This is a genomic window from Sphaerisporangium corydalis, from assembly GCF_025506355.1.
Taxonomy (GTDB): domain Bacteria; phylum Actinomycetota; class Actinomycetes; order Streptosporangiales; family Streptosporangiaceae; genus Sphaerisporangium; species Sphaerisporangium corydalis.
The window spans coordinates 17,250-40,148 of sequence record NZ_JANZYP010000003.1 but is presented as its reverse complement, the minus strand read 5'-3'; the positions used below and the strand labels follow the sequence as shown (position 1 = coordinate 40,148).

Annotated in this window: 12 protein-coding genes; 6 read left to right on the top strand and 6 right to left on the bottom strand. The window is 73.9% G+C overall.

The genetic code is table 11. From position 1 onward, the window contains the following. Positions 1–74 precede the first annotated feature (74 nt). Positions 75–1,358, top strand: coding sequence for a D-inositol-3-phosphate glycosyltransferase (mshA, locus tag NYZ98_RS03130; RefSeq protein ID WP_262840911.1), 1,284 nt, complete (start codon positions 75–77; stop codon positions 1,356–1,358). A gap of 96 nt (positions 1,359–1,454) precedes the next feature. Here the strand turns inward: mshA and NYZ98_RS03125 are convergent, their stop codons facing one another. After that, a complete protein-coding gene (locus NYZ98_RS03125) occupies positions 1,455–2,168 on the bottom strand; it encodes a tyrosine-protein phosphatase (protein WP_262840910.1) in 714 nt (237 codons plus the stop codon). A gap of 116 nt (positions 2,169–2,284) precedes the next feature. Continuing rightward, complete coding sequence (locus NYZ98_RS03120) at positions 2,285–3,685, bottom strand: condensation domain-containing protein (protein WP_262840909.1); 1,401 nt, start codon at positions 3,683–3,685, stop codon at positions 2,285–2,287. A 138-nt stretch (positions 3,686–3,823) separates the two neighbouring features. On the opposite strand from NYZ98_RS03120, the gene NYZ98_RS03115 reads away from it, so the two are divergent. The 4 genes from NYZ98_RS03115 to NYZ98_RS03100 all read left to right on the top strand — a co-directional run bounded on the left by NYZ98_RS03115 (position 3,824) and on the right by NYZ98_RS03100 (position 17,246). Then, a complete protein-coding gene (locus NYZ98_RS03115) occupies positions 3,824–5,350 on the top strand; it encodes a class I adenylate-forming enzyme family protein (RefSeq protein WP_262840908.1) in 1,527 nt (508 codons plus the stop codon). A 302-nt stretch (positions 5,351–5,652) separates the two neighbouring features. After that, the gene (locus NYZ98_RS03110; RefSeq protein ID WP_262840907.1) at positions 5,653–9,198 is read left to right on the top strand and encodes an amino acid adenylation domain-containing protein; all 3,546 of its coding nucleotides are present in this window, start codon (positions 5,653–5,655) and stop codon (positions 9,196–9,198) included. A gap of 2 nt (positions 9,199–9,200) precedes the next feature. Further along, positions 9,201–16,757: a non-ribosomal peptide synthetase gene (locus NYZ98_RS03105; RefSeq protein WP_262840906.1), complete on the top strand. Its 7,557-nt coding sequence runs from the start codon at positions 9,201–9,203 to the stop codon at positions 16,755–16,757. A gap of 96 nt (positions 16,758–16,853) precedes the next feature. Next, a complete protein-coding gene (locus NYZ98_RS03100; protein ID WP_262840905.1) occupies positions 16,854–17,246 on the top strand; it encodes a hypothetical protein in 393 nt (130 codons plus the stop codon). A 69-nt stretch (positions 17,247–17,315) separates the two neighbouring features. Here the strand turns inward: NYZ98_RS03100 and mshB are convergent, their stop codons facing one another. The 4 genes from mshB to NYZ98_RS03080 all read right to left on the bottom strand — a co-directional run bounded on the left by mshB (position 17,316) and on the right by NYZ98_RS03080 (position 21,484). Then, a complete protein-coding gene (mshB, locus tag NYZ98_RS03095; RefSeq protein WP_262840904.1) occupies positions 17,316–18,167 on the bottom strand; it encodes an N-acetyl-1-D-myo-inositol-2-amino-2-deoxy-alpha-D-glucopyranoside deacetylase in 852 nt (283 codons plus the stop codon). 130 nt (positions 18,168–18,297) lie between these two features. After that, the gene (locus NYZ98_RS03090) at positions 18,298–19,326 is read right to left on the bottom strand and encodes a LacI family DNA-binding transcriptional regulator (RefSeq protein ID WP_262840903.1); all 1,029 of its coding nucleotides are present in this window, start codon (positions 19,324–19,326) and stop codon (positions 18,298–18,300) included. A 342-nt stretch (positions 19,327–19,668) separates the two neighbouring features. Next, positions 19,669–20,478, bottom strand: a complete 810-nt coding sequence (locus tag NYZ98_RS03085) for a patatin-like phospholipase family protein (RefSeq protein ID WP_262840902.1) — start codon at positions 20,476–20,478, stop codon at positions 19,669–19,671. A gap of 58 nt (positions 20,479–20,536) precedes the next feature. Continuing rightward, positions 20,537–21,484 carry a 1-aminocyclopropane-1-carboxylate deaminase/D-cysteine desulfhydrase gene (locus NYZ98_RS03080; RefSeq protein WP_262840901.1) on the bottom strand — a complete coding sequence of 316 codons (948 nt, stop codon included), beginning with the start codon at positions 21,482–21,484 and terminating at the stop codon, positions 20,537–20,539. 150 nt (positions 21,485–21,634) lie between these two features. Between NYZ98_RS03080 and galK the strand changes: the two genes are divergently transcribed. Beyond that, on the top strand, positions 21,635–22,885 hold the full coding sequence (gene galK / locus NYZ98_RS03075) for a galactokinase (RefSeq protein WP_262840900.1): 1,251 nt from the start codon (positions 21,635–21,637) through the stop codon (positions 22,883–22,885). The last annotated feature ends 14 nt before the right edge of the window (positions 22,886–22,899 follow it).

The window sequence follows — 22,899 nt, the reverse complement described above, 5'->3', positions numbered from 1 at the left end:
GGCTTGCGCTCCGCGACCAGGAGCGCAAGCCGTCGGCCGTTTGTGTGACCACGAATCGAAGGTGGGTACTCCTCGTGCGCCCAGGCTCTCCCCTTCCCCGTCGGATCGCGACCATCAGTGTGCTGACCTCGCCGTTCGCCCAGCCGGGCGGCGGCGACGCCGGCGGGCTCAACGTCTACGTCGTCGAGGTCGCCAGGCGGCTCGCGCGGCGGGGCGTCGAGGTGGAGATCTTCACCCGCGCCACCTCCCGCGACGCGCCGGCCCGGGCCGAGCTGGCGCCCGGGGTGCTGGTCCGGCACGTGGTCGCGGGCGCCGCCGCCGAACTGGACAAGTCCGAGCTGCCCGCCACGGTGGGCCGGTTCGCCGGCGAGATGCTGCGCGCCGGTCCCGGCGGGTACGACCTGATCCACGCCCACCACTGGCTGTCCGGCCAGGTCGGCATCGCCGCCCGGCGGCGGTGGGGCGTACCGCTGGTCCAGTCGATGCACTCGCTCGGCCGCACCAAGAACGCCTCACTGGCCGACGGCGACGAGCGGGAGCCCGCGAGCCGCCTCGCCGGGGAGCGTGCGGTCGTCCACGCCGCCGACCGGCTGGTGGCCAACACCGTGCAGGAGGCCGGGCACCTGGTCTCCCTGTACGGGGCCGACCCCGCCCGGGTGCGGACGATCAACCCGGGGGTCGACCTGACCCTGTTCAGTCCCGGCCCGGCCGGCGGCGCCCGGCGGCGGCTGGGCCTCCCCGCGGACGCCGTCGTGCTGCTGTTCGCCGGGCGCGTGCAGCCGCTGAAGGGGCCGGACGTGCTGCTGCGCGCCGCCGCCCGCATGCTCGGCGACGACCCCCGCCTGCGCGGGCGGCTCGTGGTGGCGATCGTCGGCGGGCCGAGCGGGAGCGGGCGGGCGAACCCGGCCCACCTCGCCGAGCTGTCCGCCGCCCTGGGCATCGCCGGCCAGGTCCGGCTGGAGCCGCCGTGCCCGCAGGCCGTCCTCGCCGACTGGTACCGGGCGGCGACGGCCGTCGTCGTCCCCTCGCACGCCGAGACGTTCGGGCTGGTCGCGGTGGAGGCGCAGGCGTGCGGGACCCCGGTGGTGGCCTCGGCGGCCGGGGGGCTGCGCACGGCGGTGCGCAACGGCGTCTCGGGGGTGCTCGTGGACGGGCACGACCCGGCCAGGTACGCGCGGGTGCTCAGCGGCCTGGTGGCGACCCCGCGCCTGCTGCGGGCCCTCGCCCAGGGGGCGGTGGCGCACGCGTCCCGGTTCGGGTGGGAGGACGCGGTGGACCGGCTGCTCGGGGTGTACACCGAGGCGATGGCGGACGTCCGGCCGGGCGTCCCCGGCGTCCCGGTCTCCGCGGGCTCCTGATCCAGGGGACGTCAGGCTTCTGGGACGTGCGGTGGCGGCCTCACCCGGGTGCGTCAAGCCTTTGGGACGTGCGGTGGCGGGCTCACCTCCGGTGCGTCAGGCCGGTGGGGCGAGGCGTGCGCGGGCGGCCGCGAGATCGGCCGGGCTCAGGCCGCCGCCGAGGAGGTAGGCCCCGGCGTCCATCGCCGCCAGCGTCGAGACGATCTCGCGCGCCGAGGTGCCTGCCTGCGCCAGGCGGCGCCGGATCGACGGCGCCTCGTCCTCCTCGCCGATCTTGGCGTACAGGGGCCCGAGGCGCTCGGCGGTCAGCTCGTAGTCGGCGGCGATGTCGCCGGGCGGCACGCCCGCGAGGGCGAGCAGCACCAGCGCGACGATGCCCGTGCGGTCGCGGCCCGCGACGCAGTGGAACAGCACACCGCCGGGCGGGGCCTGGGCGATCGCGGCGACCGCGGCGGCGCACCGGCCGGGTTTGCGGTCCAGGAAGGCCCGGTAGTACAGCGGCGTGCCGTAGAGGTGCCTCAAGCTCTCCCAGAACTCGGTGTCGCCGTCGTCGTCCAGCGGGGCGCGCACCACCTCGACCCAGGGCGGGCGGTACCCGTTCCAGGCCGTGACCTCGGCGTCGTTGCGCAGGTCGACCAGCGTGCGGACGCCGTACGCGCGAAGCGCCGACCAGCCGGCGGCGGTCAGGCGGTCGGGCGTGTCCGACCGCACGACGGCGCCCCGCCGGGTCTCGCGGCCGTCGGCGGTGGGCAGGCCGCCGAGGTCCCTGACGTTGTGGCAGCCGTCGAAGGCGAGGTCCCGCGAGGTCACCCGGCCACCCGGAGGTCCGGCGCGGCCACCCGGAGGTCCCGCGCGATCACCCGGCCACCCGGAGATCCCGCGAGGTCACCGGAGGTCCTGCGCGGTCACCCGGAGGTCCTGCGCGATCACCCGGCCACCCGGTCGCGGCCGAACACCGGCATGCCGGCGGTCTGGCCGGAGGCCGCCCAGACCATGAGGTCCTCCATGTGCCGCAGCATGGCCTCGGCGCCGTCGCCCCAGTGGGTCTCGTCACTCCACTGCAGGCTCAGCACGGCCCCCTCGGCGCGGTGCAGCACCGTGAGCATGTACTTGGCGCCGAGCAGGCGCGGCGGGGCGAACGTGACCTCCTCGTCGTCGAAGGCGCCACGGCTCGCCGACCAGGCGGTGCCGAAGTCCCCGGCGATCGACCCGTCCATGTAGCTGAACCTCGGGTACGCCACCGCCGTCTTGTACAGGCCGCCGAGGACGTCCTCGCACATCCGCTCGGTGGCGTACGGGTCGGCGTTGGCGAAGCGGTGGCCGTGCAGCTGCTGGGCCGCGCAGTCCGCGAGGGCCCGCGCGAAGGTGGCGCCGGTGGGGCGCGGGACCAGCACGGGCAGCGTCATGGTGGCCTTGCGCACCGAGCCCGCGGCGCCGGCGGACAGCCGGTTCGCCGAGATGGCGAACAGCCCGGCCAGCGGCGACGCCTCCACCGCGCAGACGGCGGCGCCAAAGGCGAGCAGGAAGGCGGCGGAGGCCGATATGCCCCGCGTCCTGGCGAGGACCCCGGCCGCCTCCCCCGCGCGGCGGGAGGTCAGCCAGCACGAGCGGAAGCCGCCATACTCGGTGAGCGGCACGGGCGGCGCCGGGGGTTCTGCGCGCGGCGTGAAGCCGTCGAGGCCGTCCCTGAGCCCGGTGAGCCGCCGTTCCCAGTACCGCAGGGCGCGGCGCTGGTAGGCCTGACCCGCGGGGGTGACCTCCGCCTCGGCGGCGTCGATGGGCTGCTCGGCCGGGGGGCTCGCGGCGAACGGCTCGCGACCGGCGGCGCGCGACCTGATCGCCAGCGACAGGTCACGGCACAGGACGGTCATCGCCCACGGGTCGATGGCGACGTGGTCGACCACCAGGTCGACGCGGCGCACGGCCGCGCCTCGCACGAACAGCACCACCTTGATCGGCCATTCGGCGCCGATCCGGAAGCACGTGCGCCGCCAGGGGGTGTCGAAGCGGGGGCCGCCGGGGTCCTGACCGGTGACCTCGATGATGTCGCCGAGGAAGGCGTCGACCGGGGTGACGTGCTGGCGGGCCCGGTCCCCCTGGCCGCGCTCGATGACCGACCGCAGCCCTTCGTGGCGCAGGACGACGTCCCGTACGGCCGCGACCACCGCCTCGCGGGGCGCGTCACGGCCGGGCACGGCGGCGCAGATGTTGTCCTCGAACGAGGTCGGGGAGTCGGTGGGGATCCACTGGACCCACTCGTGCTGGGCCCAGGTGAGGCGGCCGTGGCGTTCGGCGGGCACGGGCGGCGACCACCCGGATTCGGTCATCGGAAACCTCCGTATCGCCGCCGCCACATCGGAAATGTCCAGTTCTTGCGAGACTATCTCATAATCTGTCAGTCTTTTGTCGTCATACCGATAGCTCGCCAGACGGGGGAAGTGCGTGGCGATCGAAGGTTCCCCACCATGATGAGAACGACGACGCGCCTGCTCGCGACGCGGGCCGCCGAGGATCCCGGACGGCCCGCCGTGACCGTGGACGGCGTCGGATCGCTGACGTTCGGCGAATGGGAGACCCGGGCGGACGCGGTCGCCCTCGGCCTGCTCGAACGGGGCCTGCGCGCCGGGGACCGCGTGGGACTGCTGTTCGGCGGCCGGGGCTGGATCGACTTCGCCGTCGCCTACTGCGCGGTCCACAAGGCCGGCGGGGTGGCGGTACCGCTCTCGGACCGGTTCCCCCCGGCGGAACTGGCCTTCATGCTGGCCGACTGCGCCGCCACCGGCCTCGTCCACGACCAGGGCGCCGCACCGCCCCCGTACCCCGGGGCGTGGACGGCGACGGTCGCGGACCTCGACCGGGGGCCGGGGGCGCCCGTGGAACCGGACACCCCGGAGCGGGACCTCGCGCAGATCCTCTACACCTCGGGGACCACCGGCAGGCCGAAGGGCGTGGCCGCGAGCCACGCCAACCTGATGTTCGGCTGCACCTTCACCGGGCGGCGGCGCCCGCTCGCGCACTCGCGGCAGTTCCTGCACGCCTTCCCGGTCGGGACCAACGCCGGGCAGACGATGCTGGTCAACGCCCTCGACGCCCGGGCCTCCGCGCTGACGCTGCCGCTGTTCACCCCCGCGCGGTTCGGCAGGCTGATCGAGTCGCGGGCGGTCGGGACCGTCTTCGTCGTCCCGACCATGGCCACCGAACTGCTCAAGGCCGGGATCCACGAGCGGTACGACCTGTCGAGCGTGCGGCTGTTCGGGTCCACCGCGGCGGCGCTCCCGCCGGCGGTCGCCGTCGCGCTGGGCGCGGTCTTCCCCAACGCGACGATCGTCAACTACTACACCTCCACCGAGGCGGCGCCCGCCCAGATGACCATGATCTTCGACCCGGCCCGGCCGACGTCCGTGGGCCGCCCCGCCTCACCGGGCGACATCCGCATCACCGACGAAGGCGGCCACCCACCCCCACCCGGCGAACCCGGCCACGTCTGGCTCCGCTCCCCCACCACCCCCCGCACCTACTACCGAACCCACCCATCGAACCCCCCACCCCCCGGCCACCGACCGGTATCCCACGGGAACGGCGACCGGGCTACGGAGGGGACGGTGTTCCGGGGGAGGTGGGTTCGCATGGGCGATGTCGGCTACCTGGACGGCGAGGGGTATCTCCACCTGGTCGACCGGGACCACGACATCATCAAGTCCGGCGCGTTCAAGATCTCCACCATGAAGATCGAGGCCGCGCTGCACGAGCATCCCGACGTCAGCGACGCCGCCGTGTTCGGCGTACCGCACGCCGACCTCGGCACACAGGTCGTCGCCGCGCTCGTCACCTCCGCCGCCCTCTCCCTGCGCGACGTCCGCGCCTTCCTCGCGCCCCGCCTCGCCGAACACGAACTACCCCGGCGAATCCTGATCGTCGACGCCCTCCCCAAGAACCCCGCCGGCAAAGTGCTCAAACGCACCCTCCGCGACTCCCTCCTATCAACCACCTGACCGGTGGGGGAGCCGGAACCGCCCGGTGCCACCGGCAGGTGACGGCGGGCCACCCGGTACCGCCCACCAACGCTCAGGTGACGGGGGCCGGCGGCGCTTTGGATTTCTTGGGCGGGGCTGGTGGCCGGCTCTCTTCCGCTGCCTGTGGTGGCTTCAGGTCGGCGCCGAGGCGGTGGGAGGGGGTACGGCGGGGCCGGCGCCGCTGTACGGCGGCCGGCCGGTGGACCATCCGAGGTCGCGCGGGCCCCGTCGGCCGCGGGGACCTCTCCGAGACGAGTACCTCCGCTCAGAAAAGAGAACTCATGCAGGCTTCCTTCGCCCAGCACGGCGTCTGGGTCGCCGAGCGGACGGGTGTGACCGGCCCGGCCTATCACCTGCCCCTCGCCATCCACTTCGACGGCGAACTGGACACCGGCGCGCTGCTCGCCGCGTGCGCCGCCCTGGTCGCCCGGCACGAGACGCTCCGCTGTCGCGCCGAAGAGGTGGACGGCGTCCTGTTCCTCCGCCCGGACACGGCCCCGCCCATCACCCACCAGGACCTCACCACCCCCGGAAACCCCTTACCCCCCGTGGACGACCTGGTGGAGGAGGCGATCCGGCGGGGATTCGACCTGGAACGCGGGCCACTGGCCCGATTCACGCTTCTCACGCTCGCCCCCCGGCGGCACGTGCTGCTGTTCGTGGCGCACCACCTCGTGTTCGACGGCGGATCCAAGGACGTACTCGTCCGCGACCTCGCCGAGCTGTACGGCACGCACCTAAGCACCCCGGCGCCCACGGAGAAGACCCCGGGACGCCTAGGGACAACGACCCAGGCCGCGTACGAGCCACACGCCGAGGCAGAGCGAGGACACACCGAGGCGGAGACGGCACGTGCCGAAGCGGAGCGGGAACGGCTCGAAGCGGAGCAGCAACGGGTCGCAGCGGAGCGGGAACGGGTCGAAAGGGATCGGGGGCGGGCCAGGGACTACTGGAAGGCCAGGTGGCGGGACGAGGGCGAGGTGATCCTCCCTGGTCACCGGACGCCGCCTTCGCCCCGGCGGAACCAGCCCCAGGCGGGCGAAGGCGGGAACGTCGACCTCACGGTGGACGGCGCGCTGTGGGGGCGGCTCGCGAAGACCGCGGAGGAGGTGGGGGTCACCCGTTTCGAGTTCGTCGTGACGGCCCTGCGGGCGCTGCTGCAGCACTACGGCAACGACGACGTCATGCTCTCGCTCGACCTCGGCACCCGCACCAGCGAGACCCGCGACCGCATCGGCCTGTACGTCAACGAACTGCCGCTGGCCGCGCGCCCGAACCCCGGCGCGACGTTCCGGGAGTTCGCCACCGGCGTCCGCGCCGGGCTCCGCGAGCTGTACCGCTTCCGGCACGTCCCCCTGACCCAGGCCATCGGCGGCCTGACGTCCCGTGCGGCCCTCACCCCCGTCTCCGTCAGCTACCGCAAGCGGGCCGCGGACCCGGAGTTCGCCGGGCTGGACACCCGCGTCGAGTGGACGATGTTCCCCCACGCGGTGCGGAACACGCTCAACGTCCAGTTCGTCGAGAATCCCGAGGACCTGTCGGTCAGCCTGCGCTACGACACCGCGCGTGTCGGGGACGCCGACGCCCGGCGCGTCGCCGCCCACTTCCTGACCCTGCTCACGGTGGCGGCGGAGGAACCGGACACGCCGGTCGGTGACCTGCCGGTCCTGCCGCCGGAGGAACGCGAGCTGGTGTCCTCCGGCTGGAACGACACCCGCGTGCCATACGCCCCCGACGCCACCGTGCTCTCGCTGTTCGCCGAGCGGGTGCGCGCGACGCCGGACGCGGAGGCCGTGGTCCACGGCGACCGGCGGCTCCGCTACGCCGAGCTGGACGCGATCTCCGCCCGGCTGGCCGACCGCCTCCGGGACGCGGGGGCAGGGACGGGTTCGCTGGTGGCGCTGCACATGGAGCGCTCGTGGACCATGATCGCCGGGATGCTGGCCGTGATGCGGGCCGGGGCCGCGTACCTGCCCCTCGACCCCGCCTACCCGGCCGAGCGGCTGGACTTCATCCTGGCCGACGCGGGCGTCCAGACCGTCCTGACCGACGGCGGGACCGGGCTGGCCCCTGCCCTCCGCCAGGTCCGCTTGGACCGGCGCGAAACGGCGCCGCCGCCCCTGGCGACCCCCGGCACGGACGGCACCGGGCTCGACCCCGGCTCCCCCGCGTACGTCATCTACACCTCCGGTTCCACCGGGCGCCCCAAGGGGGTCGTGGTCCCGCACTCCGCGCTGGCCAACCTGCTGCTCGGGATGCGCGACCTGCTCGGCGCCGCCCCCCGGCACACGTGGCTCGCGCTCACGTCCCTGTCGTTCGACATCTCGGCGCTGGAACTGCTGCTCCCCCTGGTCACCGGCGGCCGGGTGGTCGTCGCGGACGAGGACGCCTCCCGGGGGCCCGGGGCGGTCGAGCTGGTCAGGGCCGAGCGCGTCTCACACGTGCAGGCGACGCCGTCGGGCTGGCGGATGCTGCTGGCCGCCGGGTTCGACGCGCGCGACGTCGTCGCCCTCGCCGGGGGCGAGGCGCTGCCGGCGCCGCTGGCCCGCGAGCTGCGCGGCCGGGTGGACCGCCTGGTGAACGTGTACGGGCCCACCGAGACGACCATCTGGTCCACCGCGTGGGAGGTCCCCGCCGACCCGGGCGCGGTGTCCATCGGGCGGCCGATCGCCAACACCGCCGTGTACGTGCTGGACGGGCAGGACGACCTCGCCCCCATCGGGGTGCCCGGCGAGCTGGTCATCGGCGGCGCGGGCGTGGCCACCGGCTACCTCGGCCGGCCCGCGCTGACGCGGGAGCGGTTCGTCCCGGACCCGCTCACCGGCGGGCGCATGTACCGCACGGGCGACCGGGCACGCTGGCACGCGGACGGGACCCTGGAGTTCCTGGGCCGCGCCGACGACCAGGTGAAGCTCCGTGGTCACCGCATCGAACCCGGCGAAATCGAGGCCCGCCTCCTGGAACACCCGCTGATCGCCCAGGCCGCCGTGATCGTCCGGGAAGACGGGACCGGAGACCCTTACCTGGCCGCCTACGTGGTCCCCGATGCTGGGATGGGGTTCGGTACGGGTGAGCTGCGGGGTTTCCTGGGGCGTGTCCTGCCGAAGTACATGGTCCCCGACCACTTCACGGTGGTTGCCGCGCTGCCCCTGACCCCAAACGGCAAACTCGACCGCACCGCCCTTCCCGACCCTGCCCTCTTGGGCGGCGCCGCTCCGGCCGAGTCGCCCGTGACCGACTCCGGCGGGAACGGTGACGGTCCGTTCGGCTCTGGTCCGAACGCTTCTGCCGGGAGCGATGTTCTAGTCGGGTCGGGCTTGGATGCTCCTGCCGGGAACGGTGACGGTCCGATCCGGTCGGGCTCGGACGCTTCTACCCGGAACAACGATGGTCCAGTCGGGTCGGGTTCGGGCACTTCTGCCGGGAGCGGCGATCGTCCGGGGACGGCGTCGGCGGACCGGGCCGCGGCGATTCGGGTGATCTGCCAGGAGGTCCTGCGGGTCGGTGAGATCCGGCCGGAGGACGACCTGTTCGACCTCGGAGCGCACTCCTTGACGATCACGCAGATCGCCTCCCGCGTGCGGCAGCGCCTCGGGCTGGAGGTGCCCCTCCAGGTGTTCTTCGACGCCCTCACATTCGGCGACCTGCTCGACGCGATCTCCGACGGCGCGAACGCCCGGCCTTACGCGACCTCCCCCGGCGCGAATACCCATCCCGACGCGACCTCCGGCGGCGCGACCTCCGGCGGCGCGAGCTCCCCCGGTGCGAGCTCCCCTGACGCGGACGACCGGCCCGCGTCCGGGGCATTCGTCGGGGAGGTGGGCTGATCATGGGAACGGTCGCGCGCGGCGAGATCGCCGCACGGCCCGCCGGCCTCGGTGACCCGCCGCTGTCTTACGGCCAGGAGCGCATGTGGTTCCTCAGCCGCCTGGAGCCCGGCGGCGGGGCCGCCTACAACGTGTTCCTCGCCCACACCCTGACGGGCCCGCTGGACGTCGCGGCGCTCGGCAGGGCCGTCGCGGAGATCGCCGCCCGCCACGAGGTGCTCCGTACCCGCTATCCGAGCCGGGACGGCGAGCCCGTCCAGGTCATCGACCCCCCGCCCCCGGCGGCTCCCGCTCTGGGGTTCTCGCCCCAAGCACGACAAGCGACCCAAGTATGGCAAGCCGCCCCGCCCCCGCAAGCGACCCCGCCCCTGGTGGCCGGGGTGCTGGAGCTGGTGGACCTGACCGGCCTCCCCGCCGCCCGGCGCGAGGCCAGGGCCAAGGAGATCGCCGCCGAGCGCGTGGCCCACGAGTTCGACCTCGCCGGCGAGCACCCCTTCCGGGCCACCCTGCTGCGCCTGTCCGGGGACAAGGCCGGGGACGAGGCCGAGGCCGGGGCCGGGGCCGGGAACGAGGACGAGGACGAGCACGTGCTGTGCGTGGTGTTCCACCACATCGCCGTGGACGGCTGGTCGTCAGAGATCTTCTTCCGCGAACTGGCGGCCCTCTACGAGACGTACACGAGCGAAAACACGCCCAGCACGCCTCCGGCGAACAGCGGCACATCCCCCACGCCCCCGACGACCCGCGACAGACCCCACACGTCCCCGCCAGACGGAAGCGCGCCCCACCTGCCCACGGCAAGCGAAAACACGCCCGGCACGCCCCCGGCGAGGAGCGGCCCATCCCCCACGCCTCCGGCGACCGGCGACAGACCCGACACGTCCCCGCCAGGCAGAGGCACGCCCCACCTCCCCCCGGCGCCCGGGCCGCCGGTGCCGGCGATCCAGTACGCGGACTACGCGCTGTGGCAGCGTGGGCGGCTCGGTGAGGTGCTGGAGGAGCAGCTCGGGTACTGGCGGCACCAGCTCGCGGACCCTCCCGTGCTGGACCTGCCCGCCGACCGGCCGCGCCCGCCGGTCACCACCGCCAACGGCGGCGTCGTCACCCGCCTGCTCCCCGCGTCCCTGACCGCGCGGATCGACGAACTGTCCCGCCGGGCGCGCTCGACCAGGTTCATGACGCTGATGGCCGCCTACCAGGCGCTGCTCGCCCGGTACTCCGGCCAGGACGACATCTGCGTCGGCACCCCGGTCGCGGGCCGCGGACTGCCCGAACTGGAGCCGCTGATCGGTCTCTTCGTCAACACGCTCGTGTTCCGCGTGGACCTGTCCGGCGACCCGACCTTCCGCGAGCTGCTCACCCGTGTGCGCACGACGGCCCTCGGGGCGTACTCCAACGACGCGGTCCCCTTCGACCGGCTGGTGAGCGAGCTGAACCTGGCGCGGGACCTCGCCAGGACCCCGCTGTTCCAGGCCCAGCTCGTCCTGTACACCTACGCCGGGGACCTGCCGCCGCTGAAGGGGCTCACGACCGGCCCGTACGACCCGGGGGTGCGGCTGGCGCCCTTCGACCTGACGGCGGAGTTCCGGCAGGACCACGACGGGCTGCGGCTGTCCCTGATCTACAACTCCGACCTGTTCGACCACGCCACGGCCGAACGCATGGCCGGGCACTTCGAGGCCCTGCTGCGCCAGGCCACCGAGGACCCCGGTCGCCGCCTGTCCGAGCTGGACCTGCTCGGCGCCGCGGAGCGGGAGCGGCTGCTGGCCGGGTGGAACGACACCGCGGCGCCGCGCCCGGACGCCACGCTGCCGGAGCTGGTCACCGGCCTGCCGGGCGCGACGGCGGTCACCTGCGAGGGGCGCACGCTGACGTACGCTGAGCTGGAGGCCGGGTCGAACCGGCTGGCCCACCGGCTGCGGCGCGAGGGCGTGCGGCCCGGGGTGCTGGTCGCCCTGTGCGCGTCCCGGTCGCCTGAGATGGTGGTCGCGCTGCTGGCCGTGTTGAAGGCCGGCGGCGCGTACCTGCCGCTGGACCCGGAGTACCCGCGCGACCGGCTGGCGTTCGTCCTGGCCGACTCGGGGGCGGCGCTGCTGCTCACCGAGGAGGGCGTGCGCGACCGGCTCCCCGCGACCGGGATCCCGGCCCTGCCGATCGACGACCCGGGGCTCTGCGCCGCCGAACCCGCCTCCGCGCCGGCCCCCCTGGCCACCTCGGGCGACCTGGCGTACGTGATCTACACCTCGGGGTCGACCGGGCGGCCCAAGGGCGTCGCGGTCGAGCACCGCGCCCTGGTCAACCTGCTGCTGTCCATGGCGGACCTGCTCGGCTCCGGCCCCGAGCACCGGTGGCTGGCGCTCACGTCGCTGTCGTTCGACATCTCCGGGCTCGAACTGTTCCTGCCCCTGGTCACCGGGGGGCAGGTACTCCTCGCGAGCAGCCGGGAGGCCGCGGACCCGCTCGCCTTGGCCAGGCTGGCGTCCACACACGCCGTGACCCACGTGCAGGCCACGCCATCGGGATGGCAGGCCATGCTCGACGCGGGCTTCAACGGCCCGCCGGTCACCGCACCCGACGCAGGCTTCGACCGCCCGGCGGCCACCCCCAACGCGGGCTTCAACGGCCCGCCGGCCACCGCGCTCCACGCAGGCTTCGACCGCACGGCGGTCACCGCGCTCGTTGGCGGCGAGGCGCTGCCGCTGCCGCTCGCCCGTGCGCTGCGGGAGCGCGTACGGGACATGTGGAACGTGTACGGCCCCACCGAGACGACCATCTGGTCCACCTGCGAGCGGGTCCCGGTGGACCCGGACCTGGTCACGATCGGGAGGCCCCTCGCCAACACCCAGGTGTACGTGCTGGATGAGCGGTTCGAGCCGGTGCCCGTGGGCGTGCCCGGGGAGCTGTTCATCGGCGGCGCCGGGGTCGCGCGGGACTACCTGCGCCGCCCGGCGCTGACCGCCGAGCGTTTCCTGCCCGACCCGTACGGGCCGCCCGGCTCGCGCCTCTACCGGACCGGCGACCGGGTGCGGTGGCTGGCCGACGGCCGGCTGTCCTTCCTCGGCCGCGCGGACGGCCAGGTGAAGCTGCGCGGGCACCGCGTCGAGCTGGGCGAGGTCGAGGCGGTCCTGTCGGTCTGCCCGGGGGTGACCCGCGCGGTCGCCGCGATCCACGAGGACAACCTGGTCGCCTACGTCGTCGGCGACGCTTCCGGCGTGCGCGCGCACGCGGCGCGTTCGCTGCCCGCCGTCATGGTCCCCTCGGAGGTGGTGCCGCTCGCGGCGCTGCCGATGACCCCCAACGGCAAGGTCGACCGTAAGGCGCTGCCCGCTCCCGGCCGCCGGCCGCCCGGCCTCGACAGGCCGCCCGCGACCCCGATGGAACGCCGCGTCGCCGAGGTCTTCTCCGAGGTGCTGCGGCTGGACGCCGTGGGCGCCGACGACGACTTCTTCCGGCTCGGCGGCCACTCGCTGCTCGCGGTCAAGGCGACCGCGCGGATGTCGGCCACGCTCGGCACGGAGATCCCGCTACGTGAGGTGTTCACCAACCCGACCGTGACCGGATACGCGTCCGCCCTCCACGACCGCTACGCCTCCGCCCCTGGCATGGCCGCCCTCCACAACTACTACGCGCCCGACGCCTTCCAGGACCGCAATGCGTCCGCCGCCCCCCACGACCACTATGCGCCCGCCGCCCTCCAGGACCACAATGCGCCCGCCGCCCCTCACGAGGCCGCCCCCCACGACCACTACGCGCCCGCCGCCCCCCACGACCACTATGCGCCCGCCGCCTTCCAGGACCACAATGCGTCCGCCGCCCCTCACGAGGCCGCGCTCCACGACGCCTCCACCTCCACCCCAGGGGCACCCGCCCCTCCCATGGCCGCTGTCGGGCGGCGCCCAGGCGGCGGGACGCCACCGCTGTCCCCGGCGCAGGAGCGGCTGTGGTTCCTGCACCGGCTCGACCCCGGCGACGCCTCCTACAACATGTTCCTGGTGTGGCGGCTGCGCGGCGCACTCGACACCGGCGCGCTGGCCGCCGCCCTCGGCGACCTCACCGCCCGCCACGAGACCCTGCGCACCCGCTACCCCGACCACGACGGCGTCCCGATCACCGTCGTCGAACCGCCCGGCGGCCTGACCGTGGAACACACCGACCTTTCCAGCGGACCCGGCGGTGTCGAGGGGGAGGCGCGGCGGATCGTTGCCGAGCGGACCAACGCCCCCTTCGACCTGACCGCCGCGCCTCCGTTCCGCGTCACCCTGCTCCGCCTGGCCGAAGACGACCACGTGCTGTGCCTGGTGCTGCACCACATCGCGGGCGACGGATGGTCGCTGACCATCCTCGGCGAGGACCTCGCCGAGTTCCACGACGCCCGCCGTAACGGCACCGGCGCGATGCCGACCGAGCCGACGCCGACCGAGCCGACGCTGACCGAGCCGACGCTGACCGAGTCGACGCTGCGGTACGGCGACGTCGCGTACTGGCGGCGCGGGCGGGACGACGGCGCCGCGCTGGAGTACTGGCGCGGGCAACTCGCCGGCCCACCGGTACTGGAACTGCCGTCCGACCGTCCCCGGCCCGAGGTCTCCGCGCACCGGGGCGGGTTCCATTCGTTCGCGCTGCCGCCCAAACTGGCCGACCGGCTGGAGCGGATCGGGCGCGAGCGCGGCGCGACGCTGTTCATGGTGCTGCTCGCCGCCTACCAGGTGCTGCTCGCCCGGCACACCGGGCAGAGCGAGATCATGGTGGGTTCGCCGTCGGCCGGGCGGGACCGCGTCGAGTTCGAGCGGATCGTGGGGTACTTCGCCACCACGCTCGTGCTGCGCGGCGACCTGTCCTGCGACCCCACCTTCGCGGGCCTGCTCGACCGGACGCGCGCGACCGTCCTCGCCGCGATGGCCCACCAGGACGTGCCGTTCGAGAAGGTGCTTGCGGAGCTGGACGTGCCGCGCGACCCGCGCCGCACCCCGCTGTTCCAGACCATGGCCATCCTGCACAGCCAGGACGAGGGCGGGAAGGTCACCCTGGGCGGGGTAGAGCCGGAGTGGTTCGACGCCGGGTACCGCCAGGCCAAGTTCGACCTGATGCTGGAGGCGTGGCGCGGGCCTGGCGGGCTGTCGCTCGTCCTCGGGTACGACGCGGAGCTCTTCGACGAGGCGACCGTCGCCGCGCTGGCGGACCGGTTCGTCCTCCTGTGCCACGGGATCACGGCCGCGCCCGGCACCCCGATCTCCGCCCTCCCCCTCCTCACCCCCGCCGACCGATCCCGGCTCGCCACCCTCGAACCCGCCGACCCCCCGCCTTCCACCTCCACACCCGGCGACCCCCCGCCCTCCGCACTCGCACCCGGCGACCCCCCGCCCATCGCCCTCACGGTTGGTGGGTTCGTGCCGGGAATGGTGGGCGGCATGACGGCCGCGTACCCGCAGGGGGTCGCGGTGAGCTGTGGCGGCGAGGCGCTGACGTACGCGGAGCTGGAGCGGCGGGTCGCCTCGCTCGCGGCCCGGCTGCGCGGCCGGGGCGTATGGCGGGAGACCGTCGTCGGTGTGCACGTCGGCCGCTCGCTCGACGCCGTCGTGGCGCTGCTGGCGGTGTGGCGGGCCGGGGGCGCGTACCTGCCGCTGGACACCGAGCTGCCGCCCGAGCGCAAGGGGCTCCTCATCGCCGACAGCGGCGCGGCCATGGTGCTGACCCGGCCGCACCCGCCCGGCTCCCTGCCCGGCGACGTCCCCCTGCTGCTCATCGGCGGACCACAGGACACCGGCGACGACCCGGCGAGCAACCTCACGGCCGCGATCGTCCAAGCGAAGGACACCGGCGACGGTCCGGCGCCGAGGAGCCTGGCGGCGGGTACGAGGGGTACCGACGCCGCGTACGTGATCTACACCTCCGGGTCCACCGGGACGCCCAAGGGCGTGGTGGTGGAGCACCAGGCGCTGGCCGCCCGTGTGGACTGGATGCGGCGGGCCTACGCCCTCGGGCCCGGCGACCGGGTCGTCCAGTTCGCGTCCCTGAGCTTCGACACCCACGCGGAGGAGATCTACCCCGCCCTCGCCGCCGGTGCGGCCGTGGAGCTGCTGCCCGAGGGCGCCCTCACCCTGCCCGAGCTGCTCGCCGGCCCACGGGGGCGGGAGATCACCGTGCTCGACCTGCCGACGGCCTACTGGCACCGGCTGGTCGACCAGATCGACGACGTGGCGTGGCCCGGGCGGCTGCGCCTGGTCATCCTCGGCGGCGAGCAGGTCCACGCCGCCTCGGTGGCCCGCTGGAGGGAGCGGTTCGGCGACCGGGTGCGCCTGGTGAACACCTACGGGCCGACCGAGGCCACGATCATCGCGACCGCCACCGACCTCGGCGCCGCCGACACGGCGGGAAGGCCCCCGATCGGCCGGCCGATCGCCGGGACCCGGGCCGTGGTGCTCGGCCCTGACGGCCGGCGGGTCCCCCCGGGGGCGCCAGGGGAGCTTCACCTCGGCGGCGCCGGGCTCGCCCGCCATTACCTGGGCCGCCCCGAGCTCACCGCCGAGCGCTTCGTCGCCCACCCGGGGGAAGGACGGCTGTACCGGACCGGCGACGCGGTCCGGTGGCGCGCGGACGGGCGGCTGGAGTTCCTCGGCCGCCTGGACGACCAGATGAAGATCCGAGGGTTCCGCGTCGAGCCCGGGGAGATCGAGGAACGGCTGCTCGCCCTCCCGGGCGTCCGGCAGGCCGCCGTGCTCGCTCGTGACGACACCCTGGTCGCCTACGTCGCGGGCCCGCCCGCCCTGCCCGGCGGTCAGGGGGCGGAGGGGCTTAGCGAGAAACCCGCTGACAGACCCGCCGACGGACCCGCTGATAAGTCCGCCCGGGGGTCCGTCGGGGAGTCCGCCGGGCAGTCCGCCCGAGGATCCGCCGGGGGGTCCGCCCAAGGATCCGCCGGGGAGTTCGCCCGGGGGTCCGTCGGTGGGTCTGGGCCGCTCGACCCGGTGGTGCTGCGGCGCGCGTTGGCGGCGGCGCTGCCCGCGTACATGGTCCCCGAGGTCTGGGTCGTGCTCGACGCGCTCCCGCTGACGCCCGGGGGCAAGATCGACCGCAGGGCGCTGCCGGAGCCCGGTCTCGGTGGCGACCGCCCGTTCGTGGCGCCCCGTACGGACGCCGAGGTCCTGGTGGCGGAGATCTGGCAGGAGGTGCTGCGGCCCGCCGGCCGCGACCTGTCCGCGTACCCCACCGGAACGCCCGCAGGCAGCGCCGGTACGAACGCACCTCCCGTCAGGGCGAACGCGGAAAGCGCCGGTACGGGCACGGGACCCGTGGACATTGGCTCGGGACCCGTGGACGTGGGCGCGGGACTCGTCGGTGCTTTCGACGACTTCTTCGCTCTGGGTGGGCACTCCCTGCTGGCGGTTCAGGTGGGCTCCCGCCTGCGGGCCGTGATCGGGATCGAGGTCCCGGTGCGCGCGCTCTTCGTCCATCGCACGGTGGCCGACCTCGCGGCGGAGGTCGAGCGGCTGCTGGTGGAGGACCTGTCGGGGCTCACCGAGGAGGAGGCCGCCCTGCTCCTGGAGGAGGAGGCACCGTGACCGGCACGGAACGCGCGAGGCACGCGACCGACGCCGCCGGTCGGAACGGCACGGCACGGCACGACCGACGAAGACCGCGGGAACACAGGAGACGACATGGACCAGCGAAGCGGTACGAACCACACGAACGGCACGGATCAGGTGACCGATATGAACGACGCGGGCCAGGGGGTGGATCACCTGAGCGTTACGGACGACGGGACCGGCGGGGGCGCCGGGACCGGGCTCAGGGAGTGGCTCGCGGGTGCGCTGTCGGAGGCCTGTGACGGGGAGATCTCCGCACAGGAGATCCTCGGCGCCCGCTGCTCGTTCGTCGCCCTGGGGGTCGGCTCGCTCTCCATGGTGCGGCTGATCGACGTGATCGAGTCCGGGCTGGACGTCGAGATCGAGTTCGAGGGCGACGCCTGGTTCATGGAGGACCTCGACAGCCTGGTCACCTACCTGAGCGGCCTGTCTCCTCGCGAGACGAACGGCCTGCCATTGCCCTAGAGGAGCGACCTGTCCCTGACCCAAACGAACGGCCCGGCCCTGCCCGAGAGGACCTGAGGGGGGCGCTGGTCAGCCGAAGAGGTCGGCTTCGTGGTGGTCGTCTCCGAGGGGGCCGGGGTCGCCCGCCAGCCGGGTGAAGTACTCCTGGGGCAGGATCGGCTGGCCCACGTTGTTGGACAGCGCGAAGTAGGCCCCGTTCACACTGATCTGGGTGCGGTGCGCGCGCAGTGCGGCGATCTTGGATTCGAGGTGGGCGGTGGCGTCGACGCGGGTGGTGACCTGGTCGTCGGGGACGCCGAACCCGAAGTCCTCCACCGACTTCACCCGCTCGAACGGCCCGGAGTCGACGGCACGTTCCAGCACCGTCAGCGGCATCGCCGTGGCGTAGAACCGGGACGGCGTCCACGGCTCCCCCTCGCCGAACGCCGGGTCGGCGGCCTTCTCGAAGGCACGCCACGCCACGCGGTGGGCCTGGATGTGATCAGGATGGCCGTAGTACCCGTTGTCGTCATAGGTCACGATCACCTGGGGGCGCACCTCGCGCACCACGCCGACCAGCTCGGCCGCCGCGAGGTCCAGGTCGGCCTGCCAGAAACACGCGGGGTCGTCGTTGGTGGGCGCCCCCATCATGCCGGAGTCCCGCCAGCGGCCCGCCCCGCCGAGAAAGCGGTGGTCCCGCACACCGAGCTCGGCACAGGCCCGGGACAGCTCGCCGACGCGGTGGTCCCCCAGCCGGTCCTCATGGTCGGCGCCGAGGTGCCGCAGCTCGGCGGGGATCACGTCGCCCTCCTCGCCCAGCGTGCACGTGACCAGGCTGACGTGGGCCCCCTCGGCCGCGTACTTCGCCATCGTGGCGCCGGTGCCGATCGACTCGTCGTCGGGATGAGCGTGTACGAAAAGGATTCGACGATCGGGCGACATGACCGACCTGCCTTTCTTTATGCGTCGTCGCGCCTCAGGGAGCTCCCGGAGCTCGGCCTTCGGGTCAGGTCACGTGGAGCCGGGACGTGCTCCCGGTCGCGCCGCGCGGGCGGCTCCACAGGCCAGGACCCTAGTCCACGAGGGCGGTCGACCGGACCCTGACGGGCGCGGTGGACCCCCGGACGACCAGCTCTGGCTCGAACAGCAGCTCCTCGGCGGTGACCGAGGCGCCTTCGATCTGGCTGACCAGCAGGGTCACGGCGGTGCGGCCCATCGCCTCGATGGGCTGGCGGACGGTCGTCAGGGGCGGGTTGGTGCAGTTCATGAAGGCGGAGTCGTCGTAACCGACCACCGAGACGTCCTCGGGCACCGACATGCCGAGCCGGCGCACGGCGCGGATGGCGCCGAGGGCCAGCGGGTCGCTCGCGCAGATGAGGCCGGTGACCCCCCGCCTGAGCAGCTTGGTCACCGCGGCCTGGCCGCCCTCGGGCGAGAACAGCGTGTTCTCGACCAGCTCAGGGCCGGTCTGGATGCCGGCCCTGCGGGCCGAGGCGGTGAAGGCGGCGAGCTTGCGGCGCGAGGGGATGTGGTCCTCGGGACCGAGGACCAGCCCGACGCACTCGTGGCCGAGCGAGATCAGGTGGCCGAACGCCTGCTCGACCGCGACGGCGTCGTCCGCGGAGACCTGCGGGAAGCCGAGGCTCTCCGTCGCGGCGTTGACCAGCACGACGGGCAGGCGCAGCTCCAGCAGGCGGAAGTAGTGCTCGTGGGGCGCGTCGGCCTCGGCGTAGTGCCCTCCGGCGAACACCACCCCGGAGACCTGCTGCTCCAGCAGCATCTCCACGTAGTCGGCCTCCGACAGCCCGCCGGCCGTGCGCGTGCACAGCACGGGCGTGAAGCCCTGCTGGGCCAGCGCGCCGCCGAGGACCTCCGCCAGCGCGGGGAAGATCGGGTTCCCCAGCTCGGGGAGCACCAGCCCGACCAGGCGGGCACGCTCGCCCCGAAGCTGGGTCGGCCGCTCGTATCCGAGCACGTCGAGCGCCGTCAGCACGGCCGCCCGGGTGGCGTCGGCCACACCGGGCTTACCGTTCAGCACCCGGCTGACGGTCGCCTCGCTGACGCCGACCTTCTTCGCCACTTCCGCAAGTCGCCGTGTCACGGCGCAATCATAGGTCGGATACCTGCAAGCCGCTTACATTCCCCTGGCTTCGCGTGAAACCCCACCCCATCAGGATCGGTCCAAACCGGGTCGCGGGCAAGTGACCGCCGCCGGCGTTCCTGTCCGGGGCCGATCATCGGCGCCGTCAGGACCCTCACCGGGCCGGCTCCGTATGGCCCGACCAGGTGGATCACCGTCACGGCGGCACCGCATCCACCGACATAGCCGTAAATTTCCGGACACGGTGGTGGTTTGCAATCGTCTTACACGTGCTTGCAACTCCAGCCGCCGGAGCTGTCAGCCGCCGGCACGCCGGGGCCCGATCACGTCCAGGATGTGAGATCAGGTCCAGAACGTGATGAGACGCTCGGCGATCGACCGGCCCTGCGCGTACCCCGCCTCCGCGGACGGCGTGCGCACCGCCGGATCCAGCGGATCGGCGCCCATAGCGGCCAGCGAGGCCCTGTCGGGGATGATGACCTCCACCTCCCCGCCGTACCCGAGCGCCTCCACCTGCCCCGCGAGGTGGGGGTCCTCCAGCGGCGCGAGCACCAGCACGCGTTGGAACCCGGCCGCCAGGTCGGCGTTGACGCCGGAACGCACCCCGCCGTCCATGTAGCGGCCGTCGCCGATGGTCACCGGGGGCCAGACCCCGGGCACGGCGCAGCTCGCCGCGACCGCGTCGACGAGGTCGACGCCGGAGGACCGGTCGAACACGCGGTGCTCGCCGGTCGCGGCGTCCACGGCGACCAGGGCGATGTCGGCCCCGGGCCAGTCGTGGCGGGGAAGCCGGTTGGCGATCACCTCCCTCCGCACGGTCTCGGGGACGGTGTGCGCCGCCAGGGCCAGCTCGCCGACCTGCCGCCGGACCTGTTCGAGGTCCTGGGTCCGCTGGTAGAGGGCCTCGAAGGAGGACACCAGCTCCTCGACCGACACCCCGCTCGGCAGCTCCTTGTTCTGCAGGGCCGGGTCGGCCTGGCGCCGGTACAGCTCGTCGAGCGGCACTCCGCTGGTGACCTGGGCGGCGACGGTGGCGCCCGCCGAGGTGCCGACGATCCGGTCGGCGGCGCGGCCGTCGACACCGCCCTCCGCAAGCCCGGCGAGGACTCCCGTTTCCCAGGCGATGCCCGCTACTCCGCCTCCACCAAGCACCAAAGCACGATTTGTCATGACAGATCCCCTGGCTCGTTCCGGAAGATCATGCTAGCCGTCAGCGGCCCTCGCCCGGACCCGGACCACCGGTGACGACCACCACGATCCGTGTCCCCGGCCGGTACGCCCCCTTCGCCACCAGTTCGAAGATCCCGTACATCATCTTGGCCACGTAGACCCGGTCGAGCAGCAGGCCGTGCCGGGCCGCGAAGTCGCCGATGAAGTCGTCGAGCTCCTTGGTCCGCCTGGCGTAGCCGCCGAAGTGGTAGCCGCATTCCAGGTGCCAGTTCGCCGACGCCGCCCCGAACGCCTCGCACTGCAGCCGTGTGACCTCGCCGGCCAGGAACCCGCCTCCGCGCAGCGCCGGGAAGCCCACGGCCCTGCGGCCCTCGGCCAGCCCCCACGCGATGCCCGCGAGCGTGCCGCCCGTCCCGCAGGCGCAGCAGATCACGTCGAAGCCGCCGGCGCCCGGCGGCCCGTCCGGGCCCTTGAGCTGGGCCTCCACCTCCCCCGGCAGCGCCGCGCAGCCCCGGACCGCGAACGCGTTGCTGCCACCCTCGGGGAGCAGGTAGAACTCGCCCCATCGGCCGCGCAACCGGGACAGGACCTCGGGGCCGTCCTTGGCGCGGTAGGCGGAGCGGTCGAGGTAGGTCAGCCGCATCCCGCGCGACACCGCGAAGGCCAGCGACGGGTTGAGCGGCAGGTGCTCCTCGCCGCGGATCACCCCGATCGTCGCGAACCCGAAGCGGTGCCCGGCGGCGGCCGTGGCCCTGATGTGGTTGGAGTAGGCGCCGCCGAAGGTCAGCAGTGTGCCCGCGCCGAGCCTGGCGGCCTCGGCGAGGTTGTTCTCCAGCTTGCGCCACTTGTTGCCGGGGAGCTCGGGGTCGATCAGGTCGTCGCGTTTCAGGAACAGCCGTACGCCGCCGAGCCGGTCGTCGCGGAGCTCCACCAGCGGGCTCGGCGGCCTCGGAGCCGGCCCCTCGGGACCCGCCTGGCCGTTGTCCACAGGTCCAGCCTGCCACGAGCCCGGCGCCAGGACAGGTCGGTAGGCTACGACCACCCGAACCCCGGGCTCACGACCACCCCGGACCCCGGGGCTCACGACCACTCACAACCCGGGCTCACGACCGCCCTGAATGACGAGGAGACCGCCGTCATGCGTGCTGCCGATGCTTTCCGCGCGGTGAACGGCCGCGAGCCCGAGGGCGCCTGGCACGCGCCGGGGCGCGTCAACCTCATCGGGGAGCACACCGACTACAACGACGGGTTCGTGCTCCCCTTCGCCGTGCCGTGGGGGGTCACCAGCGCCGCCGCCCGCCGCGACGACGACACCCTCACCCTGCTCTCCCTGCAGTCGGACGGCGCCGGTTCCCTAGGGACGGACGGTTCCGGCTCACCGCGAACGGACGGCGCCAGTTCCCTCCGGACGGACGGTTCAGGCTCACCGCGAACGGAAGGTGCCGATCCTTCCGAGGGCCAGGGCGGGGATGCCCGGCCGCTGGTGATCTCCGAGTACGGGCAGGCCGAGGGGTGGGCGCGCTATGCCGTGGGCGTCCTGTGGGCGCTCCGCGAGGCGGGCCACGCCGTGGGCGGCGCCGACATCGTGATCGACGGCGACGTGCCGCAGGGCGCTGGGCTGTCGTCCAGCGCCGCCCTGGAGCTGGCCGTCGCGATGGCGTTCAACGACCTGTACGAGCTGGGCCTGAGCGGGCTCGACCTCGCCCTGATCGCGCAGAAGGCCGAGAACGACTTCGTCGGCATGCCGTGCGGCATCATGGACCAGGCCGCCTCCGCGCTCTGCCGCGAGGGCCACGCCCTGTTCATGGACTGCCGCAGCCTGGCGACCCGCGCCGTCCCCCTCGACCTGGCCGCCCACGGGCTGCGCGTCCTGATCATCGACACCGGCGTCCACCACGAGCTGGCCGACGGGCAGTACGCCCGCCGCCGCCAGGACTGCGAGAACGCGGCCAAGCGCCTCGGGGTGGACGCGCTGCGCGACGTCACCGACCTGGCGGGCGCGCTGTCCAGGCTCGACGGCGACGAGCGTAAACGCGTCCAGCACGTCGTCACCGAGAACCACCGCGTGCAGGCGCTGATCGGGCTGCTGCGGGCGGGCGCGGTGAGCGAGATCGGCGCGCTGCTGAACGCCTCGCACATCTCCCTGCGCGACCAGTACGAGGTGTCCTGCCCTGAGCTCGACGTCGCGGTCGAGGCGGCCGTGCGCGGCGGCGCGCGGGGGGCCCGCATGACCGGGGGCGGCTTCGGCGGATCCGCCATCGCCCTGGTCGCCGACGACCGGGAACAGCGCGTGCGCGACGAGGTCACCCGGTCCTACGAGTCACGCGGCTGGGCGCCCCCGCGCTTCCTCCCCGCCACCCCCTCCCCCGGCGCCCACCGCCTCACCTGACCACCGGACCGCAC